This is a genomic window from Acinetobacter sp. LMB-5, assembly GCF_001541635.1.
Lineage (GTDB): Bacteria > Pseudomonadota > Gammaproteobacteria > Pseudomonadales > Moraxellaceae > Acinetobacter > Acinetobacter pittii.
Genome location: NZ_LRDR01000008.1, coordinates 102,155 through 115,620, shown reverse-complemented (window position 1 = coordinate 115,620; position 13,466 = coordinate 102,155). Strand labels below are relative to the sequence as shown.

Annotated in this window: 12 protein-coding genes; 5 read left to right on the top strand and 7 right to left on the bottom strand. The window is 39.5% G+C overall.

The genetic code is table 11. The features are described 5' to 3' along the window. Nucleotides 1-31: 31 nt before the first annotated feature. The 4 genes from AW165_RS12655 to AW165_RS12640 form a co-directional block, all read right to left on the bottom strand. The gene (locus AW165_RS12655; protein WP_060466036.1) at nucleotides 32-955 is read right to left on the bottom strand and encodes an AEC family transporter; all 924 of its coding nucleotides are present in this window, start codon (nucleotides 953-955) and stop codon (nucleotides 32-34) included. A 56-nt stretch (nucleotides 956-1,011) separates the two neighbouring features. Next, nucleotides 1,012-2,121, bottom strand: coding sequence for an NADH:flavin oxidoreductase/NADH oxidase (locus AW165_RS12650; RefSeq protein ID WP_060466035.1), 1,110 nt, complete (start codon nucleotides 2,119-2,121; stop codon nucleotides 1,012-1,014). Between the two features lie 9 nt (nucleotides 2,122-2,130). Further along, entirely contained in the window at nucleotides 2,131-4,269 is a 2,139-nt protein-coding gene (locus tag AW165_RS12645) for a TonB-dependent receptor family protein (protein ID WP_060466034.1), read from the bottom strand. A 134-nt stretch (nucleotides 4,270-4,403) separates the two neighbouring features. Then, nucleotides 4,404-4,970 carry a DNA-3-methyladenine glycosylase gene (locus AW165_RS12640; protein ID WP_060466033.1) on the bottom strand — a complete coding sequence of 189 codons (567 nt, stop codon included), beginning with the start codon at nucleotides 4,968-4,970 and terminating at the stop codon, nucleotides 4,404-4,406. 75 nt (nucleotides 4,971-5,045) lie between these two features. Between AW165_RS12640 and mutM the strand changes: the two genes are divergently transcribed. After that, on the top strand, nucleotides 5,046-5,870 hold the full coding sequence (mutM, locus tag AW165_RS12635; protein WP_060466032.1) for a bifunctional DNA-formamidopyrimidine glycosylase/DNA-(apurinic or apyrimidinic site) lyase: 825 nt from the start codon (nucleotides 5,046-5,048) through the stop codon (nucleotides 5,868-5,870). A gap of 19 nt (nucleotides 5,871-5,889) precedes the next feature. Beyond that, entirely contained in the window at nucleotides 5,890-6,180 is a 291-nt protein-coding gene (locus tag AW165_RS12630) for a peptidylprolyl isomerase (RefSeq protein WP_002051379.1), read from the top strand. Between the two features lie 14 nt (nucleotides 6,181-6,194). Here AW165_RS12630 and AW165_RS12625 read toward each other — a convergent pair whose 3' ends face one another. The 3 genes from AW165_RS12625 to typA all read right to left on the bottom strand — a co-directional run bounded on the left by AW165_RS12625 (nucleotide 6,195) and on the right by typA (nucleotide 9,198). Next, on the bottom strand, nucleotides 6,195-6,539 hold the full coding sequence (locus tag AW165_RS12625) for a gamma-glutamylcyclotransferase family protein (protein ID WP_060466031.1): 345 nt from the start codon (nucleotides 6,537-6,539) through the stop codon (nucleotides 6,195-6,197). Nucleotides 6,540-6,673: 134 nt separating this feature from the next. Beyond that, nucleotides 6,674-7,105 (bottom strand): large conductance mechanosensitive channel protein MscL, encoded by a 432-nt coding sequence (gene mscL / locus AW165_RS12620; protein ID WP_014207584.1) that lies wholly within the window; start codon nucleotides 7,103-7,105, stop codon nucleotides 6,674-6,676. A gap of 257 nt (nucleotides 7,106-7,362) precedes the next feature. Continuing rightward, nucleotides 7,363-9,198, bottom strand: a complete 1,836-nt coding sequence (gene typA, locus AW165_RS12615) for a translational GTPase TypA (protein ID WP_002116501.1) — start codon at nucleotides 9,196-9,198, stop codon at nucleotides 7,363-7,365. Nucleotides 9,199-9,376: 178 nt separating this feature from the next. Between typA and AW165_RS12610 the strand changes: the two genes are divergently transcribed. The 3 genes from AW165_RS12610 (at nucleotide 9,377) to AW165_RS12600 (ending at nucleotide 13,294) form a co-directional block, all read left to right on the top strand. Next, the gene (locus AW165_RS12610; RefSeq protein ID WP_002116159.1) at nucleotides 9,377-10,735 is read left to right on the top strand and encodes a uracil-xanthine permease family protein; all 1,359 of its coding nucleotides are present in this window, start codon (nucleotides 9,377-9,379) and stop codon (nucleotides 10,733-10,735) included. Nucleotides 10,736-10,798: 63 nt separating this feature from the next. Continuing rightward, nucleotides 10,799-11,812 carry a methyltransferase gene (locus AW165_RS12605; protein WP_060466030.1) on the top strand — a complete coding sequence of 338 codons (1,014 nt, stop codon included), beginning with the start codon at nucleotides 10,799-10,801 and terminating at the stop codon, nucleotides 11,810-11,812. A gap of 21 nt (nucleotides 11,813-11,833) precedes the next feature. Further along, nucleotides 11,834-13,294, top strand: coding sequence for an amino acid permease (locus AW165_RS12600; protein ID WP_014207587.1), 1,461 nt, complete (start codon nucleotides 11,834-11,836; stop codon nucleotides 13,292-13,294). Nucleotides 13,295-13,466: the final 172 nt, after the last annotated feature.

Below are 13,466 nucleotides of genomic sequence, written 5' to 3'. Positions count from 1 at the left end.
TGGATGATGAGCCCCTTATGGGGCTTTTCTTTTACCACCACAAAGCAATCAGCCAGCTCACCCCAATAAAACCAACAATTGTACTAATCATAAGCGGGGTTAAGGCTTTTTCATTTAAGCCATAAGCCTGTCCAAAAATTCCGAAAGCAATCGGCATTGGTAAAGCAGCGATTAATGTTCCTGCGTAAAGCATTTCACGGCTTACATTTGGAGTTATTAAAAAAAGTGCAAAAATAACAGATGGCATTAGCACAACTTTAAAGGTCGCCAACAAAACACTTTCTATATTTACCGTTGTTATTCCAATACCCACCAAACTCCCGCCAATTGCAAACAAGGCCAAAGGCGAAGCTGTACGCCCAAGTAACTCTAAAGACTGATCAAGCGTCGCAGGAAGGTTAACATCTAAAAGAATGCATCCCATCCCAACCAAAATCGCGATAATGACAGGATTCTTGAGTAAGTTTAAAAATGTCTGTTTTAAAAGCGGTAAAAGATTTTGTTGTTGATGTAAACCAGCTTCGGCCAAAATCAGCATGAGCGCCACAATCAATAAATTTTCAATGATGAGTGTTAAAGAAATATAGATTGCAGCGTGATTACCTATCAACATGGTTAGAATAGCTGTTCCCATAAATCCAGTATTGGACATAGATGCCCCCATCGATATGACAGCGCTATGGGTTAAGCTATTTTTAAAATATTTTCGATAGAGAATGAAAGCCAAGAAAAATAAAATTAAAGATCCACCGCCATAAGCAATAAAATAAGCGGGGTGCCAAATGTCTTGTAAGTTTTTATTTGCCAAAGAATGAATTAAAAAAGCTGGTAAAGAAATTTTAATTACGAATGCGCTAAGAGCCCTGATCTGTTCAGGTGTTACCAATTTGATGAGGACACAAACATAGCCCATCAATAGCAATATCAAGATAGGTAAAATAACCTGAAAAACCACTGACCGTCCTCACTTAGCGAAAGAAAAATGGGCAAAGATGACTTTGCCCAATACAATTAAAAAGAGTTAAAAAGCTGTTTTAAGCCATGAGGTTGGCAACGTAAATACTGAGGGGCAATTTTAACTTCTGCCCCTAAAGCCGCTGCTGCATGCCAAGGCCATCTTGGGTCATATAACATTGCACGAGCAAGACCAATAGCATCAGCTTGCTGGTTTTCCAAAATTTGTTCAGCATGTTCTGGCTCAGTAATTAACCCTACAGCAATAACTGGAATAGACACATGCTTTTTAACTTGTTCAGCAAATGGAACTTGGTAACCTGCCCCAATCGTAATAGATTGATGCTCGTGCAAACCACCACTAGACACATGCACATAGGCTGCACCCAATTGCTCTAAAGCTTTTGATAACCCCACTGTAGATTCAACATCCCAATGCTCTATGCTCTCTAACCAATCAGTCGCAGAGAGTCTAACGCCAACAGGATAACCCTTTGGTACAGCGAGTTTAATTGCTTGAAGAATCTCAAGAGTCATACGCATACGGTTTTCTAAAGAACCGCCATATTCATCAGTACGCTGATTGGCAATTGGCGATAAGAATTGATGAAGTAAATAACCATGTGCAGCATGAACTTCAATCAACTCAAACCCAGCTTCTACAGCACGTTTTGCAGCCGCTGCAAAGTCTTGTTGAACTTGTTTAATCTCAGCAATGGTCAAAGCATGGGGTGCCGCATCATGAACAGAAAAAGTACTTTCACTTGGTGCAACCGTTTGCCAACCATGAGGCTGATCTTTTGCAATTTGTCCTTTGCCTAACCATGGCTTTTCAGTAGATGCTTTACGGCCTGCATGTGCTAACTGAATTCCAAATGGCATCGGTGAAAGTGTATGAACCTTAGCTAACAACGTTTTAATTTTGTCACGTTGTTGATCATTCCAAAGCCCAAGGTCAGCATAGCTAATCCGACCTTCAGGTTGTACAGCAGTCGCCTCTACAATACAAAGCCCAGCGCCAGATAATGCATAATTTGCCCATTGCTGTTCATGCCAATAGGTAATTTCACCATCATCTGTTGCCGAATATTGGCACATTGGAGCAATTACAATTCTATTGACCAGTTGTAGTGAACCAAAGTTAACCGTTTCAAATAATTTTGCCATTTTTAATTCCTAAAATTGCTTAATTACACGTAAACCTGCACTCCAGTTACGTCCATCCGCTGGTTCAAAGTAACGTCCAACTGGTTGAGTTGAATCATTTACAATCACTGAACCTGCATAGTTTTTATCAAATAGGTTATCTACACGGGCAAAGCTATTCACTTTCCAGTCGCCCATTACCCATGCGTAGCCCACATTAGCTGAGGTTACACTGTAGCTTGGCGCTGCGTCACTGTTGGTATCATTCACGTATACTTTATCCATATACTGTACTTCTACACCGCCATATAGACCGTGCGATGGCTGCCAAGCTAAAGAGGCATAAGCCTGGTTTTTAGCAATTCCTGGAATGGCATTTCCTTCTGGGATCTCAGAAATTTTCCCAGCTGCGGGTACAGTAGAATCAAAGGTTGCATCTAAATATGTATAGCTTGCAATCGCTGTTAAATCTCGCCACAACTTTTTATTCCAGGCAAACTCTACGCCTTCACGTAAGGTTTTATCTGCATTGCGGAAGGTTGATCGGCCAGCAAAGCTTTCCGCTGAAACAATATCATTCTTAGTTTTTGTTTGGAAAACTGCCAACGTAAAATCACCTAATTGATTTTGTGACTTTAAACCAGTTTCATAAGTATCACTTGTCGATGGTTTTAAATCTAAAGTACTTGCACCACCTTGTGCAGGGTAGGCCATTTCAGTAAATGTTGGCGTTTCAAAACCTTTTGCGTAGCTTGCATAAACCAAAACATCTGGAGTGATTTGCCAACTTAAAGCAACTGAAGGTAACACCTCTTCATAAGATGTCTTACCGCTATTATCTCCATTCAAACCAACAATATAATAATCTTTCGATTTGTAATGGACATTGCTATAACGTACACCCGTATCTAAACGCCATGTAGGCAAGAACTGCCATGACGCTTGTAAATATGGGTCGATATTCCACAAAGTATTATCTTCATCACGGCGTAGAGCCCCTTTTACACCTTTATCACCAGTATCATTAAAGTTTTGATAACCTTGTCGATCTTCTTTCATTGCATCAAGTGCAACACCAACGCTTAGAGTAGTATTTGGGAGTAACTCTTTGCCCGTCCAACGGAAATCAGCGCCATAATAATTACGCTTAAAATCAATTACGCCACCAGCTTGGTACGGTGTATTTGGATTCTTCTGTACAGTATCAGGAATCGATTGGTATTGTGTTACCTGACGTTGCCCCATATAGGTCATTGCATAAAGTTCATGTTGGTCATTAATTGGTTTTGACCACGTCAATCCTGTTTGAATTTGATCGATTTCTTTTCGGGCATTGTAATCTAAAACATTTTGGACAACCTGTTTTGGATTATTTTCCCAATCAGCACGGGTTAAACCGCCTGGATCGTCTGCATGAATTTTTACATAGTTGGTTATCCAGTTGATTTTGCTACCATCATCAAGACTCCAACTGAGTTTTGCATTATTTAATACTTTTTCTGCACCGCTATGTTCTCGGTAACCATCAGTATCGAAGTATGATGAACTAATAACATAACTCGGTTCATTCGCACCCTTTGCTCCACCTTGTAGCACGAGTCCAGCTCGGCTTTTATCGTGGCTGCCTCCCGAATAGCTCAGCTCAATTGAATCTTTTCCTTGTCCTTCTTTAGTAGAAGTTAAAATTGTCCCGCCAGATGAGTTTCCATATAGCGATGAAAAAGGTCCCGTTAGAACTTCAACATGATCCAAACTACTTAAATCGATATTAGACGTTTGGCCCTGCCCATCTGGCATTGTTGCGGGAATACCATCTACATAAAGCCGAATGCCTCGAACACCAAAAGTAGAGCGTGCACCAAAACCTCGCATAGATAGCTGTAAATCTTGTGCATAATTTTCACGATTACGAATTTGTAAACTCGGTATCCCCTTCACAACTTCGGTTAAATTTACTTGTGAAGAAGTATCAACTTGAGGTGCATCTATTCGAAAAACCGAAGCTGGTGTTTGCAAATAGGTTGTATCGGTACGCGTTGCTTCCACATGTAAGGTTGGCAATACAACAATGTCTTGAACTGAGTCATCTGCCCAAACAATGGGGCTAGAAATACAGCCCATACTCATCAAAATACAGTAATGAAGTCGGTCTAAGCGTAATAAGGACATGCTTATTTCCTTTATTTATATTGTAGTTATCATAACAAAAAGCGGTGTCTTGTCTGGATATAGAATTCGATCTGCATTGTTGTAAATCTAGAACACTCTTCATCAATATCTAAAAATTGATTTCCAGATTAGAATTATCGACTCAAAGATGGATGGTCTTTCCAGCAATATCGTTCAGGCCAATGTTTTGCTTCTTCGGCATAATCAATTCCAATACGTGGCGTTAGCACTACTTCTGGTTGCGTTGATGCCGCTTCAACCCATAGTCCAGATCCTTCTCCCAAGGTTTGTCCTTTTAAAGATCGATCAATACCTAAATAGCGTGTCAATTTGCCGGGCCCAGCTAAAAGCTTATAGTCTTTTTTGGTTGAAGCATTATTTAAAAACGCAGAACGAATCATCACTCCTTCAGGTACACCCTCTGTTTGAGTAATAATATTAAGCATTTCATACATGCCATAAATTAAGTAGACGTAAATCGTACCACCATGGCCATACATTACCTCTGTTCGAGCTGTACGTTTATCATTGTAACTATGGCAGGCTTTATCACGAACACCCAAATAAGCTTCAGTTTCACTAATTGTACAGCGGATCACTTGGCCGTCAGGTTGTCGTTTACACAATACGCAACCGATTAAATCATAAGCCACTTCTGAGGTTTCACGTTGAAACCAGCTTAATGGTAAAATATCTGACATAGTAATCTCTGAAATATTACATACCACACGTTATACTTGATTAATCCAGTATATCTGTTAATTCTGCGAGTTGGCATGCCTGAGTTACCCGAAGTCGAAACCACCAAAACCAGTTTATTTCCCTTATTGAATCAAAAAGTTCTTAGTGTTGAAGTACGTAATCCTAGCTTACGCTGGCCTATACCAGCTGATGTTCAGAAACTTGTCGGACAACGTCTCATCGGGTTAAATCGACGTTCAAAATATATTTTGGCAGAGTTTGAACAAGATCAAATGCTTTGGCATTTAGGTATGTCAGGAAGCTTTCGTCTGACCGAGCCAAATGATGAACTGAGAAAGCATGATCATCTGATTATTCAATTTGAAGATCAGCAATTACGTTACCATGACCCTCGCCGTTTTGGCTGCATTCTTTGGCTTAACCACGAGACTCAAGGCAAACTCATAGATACTTTGGGGCCTGAACCTCTAAGTACCGACTTTCATGCAGAATATTTAGCTTCAAAACTCAAGAATAAATCTGTCGGCATAAAAATTGCACTCATGGATAATCATGTAGTCGTCGGTGTAGGCAATATTTATGCAACTGAAAGCTTGTTTAATGTTGGCATTCATCCAGCACAGCCCGCTTGTGATTTAACCATGCAACAAATTGAAAAACTTGTTGTCGAGATTAAGCGCATTTTAAAGTCGGCGATTGATTTGGGTGGCTCGACATTACGAGACTACAGCAATGCCATGGGTGAAAATGGTTATTTCCAGCAAACACTACTTGCTTATGGTCGTGCTGGAGAAATGTGCGTTAACTGTGAAACCACATTAGAAAACTTAAAACTTGGTCAGCGTGCCAGCGTATTTTGCCCACAGTGCCAACCGCTTAAAAAGCTGAGAAAGCCTTAATTTTTTGGAGGAAGACAACATGCAAACAGCAATTGTCCGACATATTTTAGTCAAAGATAAAGACTTAGCTGAGCAGCTAAAAAAGAAGTTACAAAGTGGCGCTGACTTTGCCAAACTTGCCAAGCAATACTCTACCTGTAATTCGGCAAAACGTGGTGGTGAACTTGGTGAAGTCAAAAAAGGGCAATTGGTGCCCGTCATCGACAAAGTTGTTTTTACAGCTGCTGAACGTGTGTTACAAGGTCCAATCAAAAGCCAGTTTGGCTATCATCTTTTAGAAGTTAAATTTAGAATGGGTAGCTTACGCTGATTCCATAATTTTAACTATGGTTTTTCAGAAGCCTGTGCATTCAGCTGATATGTCCAGGCTTTAACATAATCGCCTGACTCTAATTTTATATTTGCGATAACACGCTGGTATTGAAAACCTTCAAAGTCATCAAGCATCTGCCAGTTTTCAGCAAGTTTTTCTGTGCTAAACAAATAACCCTCTACCCAATCCGCTTGCGAATCTAACTCAAGCGCTTTTAAGCCTTTGTCAGGACCCCAATCTAAAATATGAATCACACCTCTTACACTGGCTTTGATCCAACTACCCCCAATCTGTTCGAGAATATGAGCATTTGCTTTATTTGGACATAATGTTCCATACACAAAAAGCTGATTCATTAATTTATCCCTTTTTCAATATTCATAGTTGGTCTGATCTGCGATCTTGCAATTTTATCAACATCCTGAGTCCAATATAAAATATGAAGTAATAAAAAACGGCACTCAAGGTACCGTTTTTATTTCAAATCTTATTAGGCTTGTTTTTTCAGCTCATCACGAATTTCACGTAATAATTGAATATCTTCAGGAGTTGCAGCTGGAGCTTCTGGTTCATTTTTATCACGGCGAAGTCTATTTAATAATTTCACCATTAAGAACACAACCCAAGCCAAAATAATGAAGTTAATTAAAATGGTGAGGAAATTACCATAAGTTAAAACATTAACACCTGCTTTTTGCAAGGCATCTAAAGATTGTAAATTATTAGGGTTTGCACCTAATACAATGAATTTTTGAGAGAAATCAACACCACCACCAGTAATTACAGTGATAAGCGGCATGATGATATCTTTAACTAAAGAGTCCACGATTTTGCCAAAAGCACCACCAATAATCACACCAATGGCTAAATCCATCATATTGCCTTTAATGGCAAATTCTTTAAATTCTTGAATAATACTCATCTAAACATCTCCAGATGTCGGGGGGCCGAAACACGTCATATTTTTCTTTTTCATTGGCATCTTATCGAATTAGATAGTACTCGCCATGATATTGATAATTTAATATTTTTATCAAAAAAAGAAAGTCATTTCACACTTTAACAACATATTCTCTTACAACAAAAATATGATTTTAAGCCCACTTTAATTTCAAATATAACGATTAAAAAAAACCGCTAAATTAATTTAGCGGTTTTTTCTTTTTCATTTAAGAAAAATTATTTATCACGGTTACGTTTACGTTCATTTTCAGTCAAGTAACGCTTACGGATACGGATTGATTTAGGTGTTACTTCTACTAACTCGTCATCTTCAATGAATTCAAGCGCTTGTTCAAGCGTATATTCAATTGCAGGTACTAAAGTTAAAGCATCATCTGTACCAGACGCACGAACGTTAGTTAATTGTTTCGCTTTAGTCGGGTTTACAACCATATCGTCTGAACGAGAGTTAATACCCACGATCATACCTTCGTAAACTTCTAACTGTGGTTTAGCGAACAAACGACCACGGTCTTGTAAACTGAACAATGCATAGCCCAAGCAAGTACCTTGAACCATAGAGATCAATACACCGTTTTGACGTTTCGCAACAGTACCTTGTTTAACAGGACCATAATGCGAGAAGCTTGAAGTCATGATCCCTGTACCAGAAGTCATGGTCAAGAATTCAGAACGGAAACCAATCAAACCACGTGAAGGTACAGTTGCTTCAATACGGATACGGCCTTTACCGTCAACTTCCATATTGGTCATCTCGCCTTTACGGTGACCCATTTGTTCCATTACAGCACCTTGATGCTGTTCTTCAACGTCAAAAGTTACGTTTTCGTAAGGCTCTTGTCTTTCACCATCAATTTCTTTGATGATTACTTGTGGACGAGATACGCCCATTTCGAAGCCTTCACGACGCATGTTTTCAATTAAAACTGAAAGATGAAGTTCACCACGGCCAGATACTTTGAAACGGTCTGGACTGTCAGTGTCTTCAACACGTAAAGCTACGTTATGAATTAATTCGCGATCAAGACGTTCACGAATATTACGTGAAGTTACGAATTTACCTTCTTTACCAGCAAACGGAGAGTTGTTTACTTGGAAAGTCATAGATACTGTAGGTTCATCTACAGATAAAGCTGGTAATGCTTCAACATTTTTCGGATCACAAATCGTGTCAGAAATATTAAGTGCGTCGATACCAGTAATACATACGATATCACCAGCAGATGCTGACTCAACATCAATACGCTCTAAACCATGGTAACCCATGATTTTTAAGATACGACCGTTACGTGTATTGCCTTCTTTGTCAATTACAGTAACAGGAGTATTTAATTTTACTGAACCACGTTGAATACGACCAACACCGATAACACCTACGAAGCTGTTATAGTCAAGTGATGAAATCTGCATTTGGAATGGACCATCAACGTCAACTGCTGGTGGTTCAACGATGTCTACAATCGTTTCGAACAACGGAGTCATGTCTTCTGCAAGTTCTTCTGGAGCAGGACCCGCTACACCACGTAAACCTGATGCATAAACGATTGGGAAATCTAATTGCTCATCAGTTGCACCAAGGTTATCAAATAAATCAAATACTTGATCAATAACCCAATCTGGACGTGCACTTGGTTTGTCAACTTTGTTAATAATAACAATTGGTTTTAAACCACGAGCAAAGGCTTTTTGTGTCACAAAGCGAGTTTGTGGCATTGGGCCTTCTTGAGAGTCAACTAAAAGTAATACGCAGTCAACCATCGACATAACACGTTCTACTTCACCACCGAAGTCGGCGTGTCCCGGGGTATCCACGATGTTGATACGGTAAGTTGTATCAGTACGTTTATCTAACCAAGTAATAGAAGTGTTCTTTGCAAGAATGGTAATACCACGTTCACTTTCAAGCGCATTTGAGTCCATGACACGCTCAATCTCGCCTGCTCGTTCACCGAGAGCACCAGATTGCTGAAGTAGTTTATCGACAAGTGTGGTTTTCCCGTGGTCGACGTGCGCAATAATTGCGATATTACGGAGATTTTTGATATCTGACATGAAAATTCGAAACGCCTGAAATTTGAGGGCAAATTATACAGAAAAACACTACTCTTGAGTAGTGACAGTTTATTGACATTGACAAAAAAATTTTCCAATAGCCTGTAATTCGTTTTGTAAAGATAGGTATCTCGATTAGAATAGCGCCAATTTGCAAAATTGCGGCGGACCTACACCCATGTCCAATCAACACTCTCAAGACCATCTTGACCTTGTTTATGGCTTAGATGATCGACCAAAACCTCTGATCGCTTTTTTAGCAGCTTTCCAGCATTTGCTTGCGATTATTGTACCAATTGTTACACCAGGGCTTTTAATTTGTTTAGCTTTAGGTGTGTCACGTACCGAAACCAACATGATTTTATCGATGTCTTTGGTAATTTCGGGTATTGCTACATTTCTTCAATGTAAAAAAGTCGGCCCATTTGGTGCTGGCCTTCTGATTGTACAAGGCACAAGCTTTAACTTTATTGGCCCAATTATTGGTATTGGTAGTGCAATGGTGGCTGCTGGAACGCCAGTAAACCAAGTTATGGCTGCAATTTTTGGTGTAGTAATTGCTGGTTCCTTTATTGAAATGGGTGTTTCGCAAATTCTTCCATGGGTAAAAAGATTAATTACTCCCTTGGTGACTGGCATTGTTGTTTTATTAATTGGCTTAACACTGATTAAAGAAGGCTTGATTAGCATGGGTGGTGGCTACCAAGCGATGCAAGACCATACTTTTGCAAGTGCAGACAACCTTATTATGTCATGTACCGTACTTGCTATTATTATTGTGCTAAACCGTATCCGAGTGGTGTGGATTAAAAGTTCAGCAATTTTAATTGCTTTAGTGATTGGTTACATTCTTGCAGGATTTATGGGTTACCTAGATTTCTCAGGTATTAAAGATGCGCCTCTTGTACAGATTCCAACGCCAATGCACTTTGGTTTAAGCTTTTCTTGGGGCTTATTCATTCCAATGGCTTTTATTTATTTAGTCACATCTTTAGAAGCAATTGGTGATGTGACAGCAACCAGTAAACTTTCAAACCAACCCGTTAATGGCCCTGAATGGATGAAGCGTATTAAAGGTGGCGTTTTAGTGAATGGCGCGAACTCTTTACTCGCAGGCTTATTTAACACTTTCCCTAGTTCTGTTTTTGCTCAAAATAATGGTGTAATTCAACTTACTGGGGTTGCAAGTCGTTATGTGGGTATCTGGATTGCTGCTTTACTTATTTTATTAGGTTTATTTCCAGCAGTAGCTGGTGTAATACAAGCCGTACCACAAGCGGTATTAGGTGGCGCTGTGATGGTGATGTTCGGTGCGGTTGCTGCATCAGGCATTAACATTCTCTCATCTATTCACCTTGATCGCCGAGCACTTTTAATTATCGCAATTTCACTTGCATTAGGTTTGGGTGTTGCTCAAGTTCCTCAAATTTTGGAGCACCTTCCAGAATTATTTAAAAATATTTTTAGCTCTGGCGTAGCGACAGGTGGTATAGCAGCATTAATTTTAAATGTTGTACTTCCTGAAACACATAAATAACTATTTTTTAATTTTGATTATTGCCCAGTTCCCACTGGGCATTCTTCTTCATGAGAGATGTACATGGATCCTAGAAGTGAAGTGGTATTAAGACAGCAAGACTATTTAAAAGGTAGAATCTTGTTCATTAATGCACCGAATGATGCCCTAGTCAGTCAATTACCAGCGGATATTGATGCTTCAGTCTGGACATGGAACCATGCTGACTACCAGAGCTTTATAAATAGTGGAACAAATGCGCATTTCTCAGTTGAGTTTCCATTACAAGAATTCGATCAAGCTGTCATTTTTGTTCCCAAATCTAAAGAACTGTTAAATTACATATTGCATGTCGTAATGAGCAATCTTAAAACTGCTCAGTCTGTTTTTTTAGTAGGTGAAAAAAAAGGTGGTGTTGAACGCGCTGCCAAACAATTACAAAGCTTCGGCAAAGTACTTAAACTTGATAGTGCACGTCACTGTCAGTTATGGCACTTAAAGATTGAGAAAACAGAACAAATTAAACCTCTCGAAAGTTGGCTTAAAACTTACACTGTTCATGTTAATGAACAAGAGCTTACGATTTGTGCCCTTCCTGGTGTATTTAGCCAAAATCATCTAGATGTCGGAACTGCTATTTTACTCCCTTATCTTAATCAGGTGAAATCAGGTAGAATTGCCGACTTCGGGTGTGGTGCTGGAATTATCAGTTGCTATTTGGCAAAAATAAATTCAAGTAATATTATTCATGCCCTAGATATTGATGCTTTCGCTTTACGGTCAACGGAAATGACTTTTAGTCGAAATGGAATAGGTTCAGACCAGTTGAGATTGCAGCCCGTTACAGGAATTGCAGACGCTCCAACAGAACTCGATGCCATTGTCAGTAATCCCCCTTTCCATCAGGGTATTCATACCAACTATGATGCAAGTGAAGGACTCTGCCAGAACGCTAAAAAACATTTAAAGGCATCAGGTGAGCTATGGATTGTAGCAAACCGTTTTTTAAACTATCCGATCTTAATTGAGAAGCACTTTGGTCAGTGCCAGATTAAAACTGATCATCAAGGCTTTAAGGTGTTATATGCCTGTGCATAACAAACTATGTAAGGAATCTCCATGAGCGAAACACATGCTCCTGAAAAACTCCAGCGTAAGCTTGGGGCTCGTCATCTGAATATGATCGCCATTGGTGGTTCCATTGGTACAGGCCTCTTCCTTGCTTCTGGATCAACCATTGCAAACGCTGGCCCTGGTGGAGCGCTACTCGCCTACTCACTCATTGGCATTATGATTTACTTCTTAATGACCAGCTTAGGTGAGCTTGCAACTCATACACCAACATCCGGCGCCTTTTTTACTTACGGCAGTCGTTATGTCGAAGAAGGCTTTGGTTTCGCTCTAGGCTGGAACTATTGGTATAACTGGGCAATTACGGTTGCATTCGAACTTGTTGCGGTTCAGTTTATTATGAAGTTCTGGTTCCCTGATATTCCAGGGTTCTATTGGAGTGCCCTGTTCCTTATCGTTATCTTTCTGATCAATGCCATGACAGTAAAGGGATTTGGGGAAAGCGAATTCTGGTTTTCGATGGTCAAAGTAATTGCGATTGTTGCATTTATTATTATTGGCTTAGCTATGATTATCAAGATTATGCTAACTCCAGGTGTTGCAACCTTCGGAAACTGGACCTATAAAGAGGCACCTTTTGTAGGCGGTTTACAAGCCATGATTGGTGTAGCAATGATTGCCGGATTCTCTTTCCAAGGAACTGAAATGGTTGGGGTTGCTGCTGGCGAATCAAAAGATCCAAAGAAGACAATTCCACTTGCAATCAAACAGATTTTCTGGCGAATCTTATTATTCTATATCCTATGTATTTTCATTATCGGCACTCTAATTGCCTATGATGACCCGAATTTATTACAAGCAGCTGCCACTGAAGATATCGCACTATCTCCATTTACATTGCTTTATGAAAGAGTAGGTTTTGCTTTTGCTGCGAGTTTAATGAATGCTGTCATTCTTACTGCTATTTTATCAGCAGGTAATTCAGGCATGTATTCCTCAACTCGTATGTTGTTTAAAATGGCTCAAGAAGGCCGTGCACCAAAGTGGTTTGCAAAACTCGATGGCCGTGGCGTTCCAATGAACGCGCTATATGCAACAACGTTTATTGCTGCATTCTGTTTCTTAACGACATTTATTGGTGAAAAACAAGTATTTAACTGGCTACTCAATATGTCTGGTATGTGCGGTTTTATTGTTTGGTTAGGAATCGCAATTTCACACTATCGCTTCCGTAAAGGATACATTGCTCAAGGTTATAAATTAGAAGATTTAGCATATCGTGCCAAATTTTTCCCATTTGCACCTTGGTTTGCATTTATTCTCTGTTCAATCATTATCTTAGGACAGAACTACCAAGCCATTTTAGGTGGAAAAATTGATTGGTTAGGCTTACTTTCAACTTATATTAGCTTGCCACTGTTCTTGATCATTTGGTTAGGTTATAAGTGGAAAAATAAAACCAAATTGATCTCTTACGATCAAATGAACGTCAAACCTGAGCAAGATTAAAACTAGTCATTAAAGTAAATCAAAGATCAAAAGCTTGATCTTTGATTTAAAAAGCGTAAAATGCCGTTCAGATTTTCAACGGCACTTTTAAATAAGGAGGACATCATGCCATTAGTACAAGGTAAAACAGATTAAATTATTTGGCACGATGTCAGCTCACGGACAAGTGTAC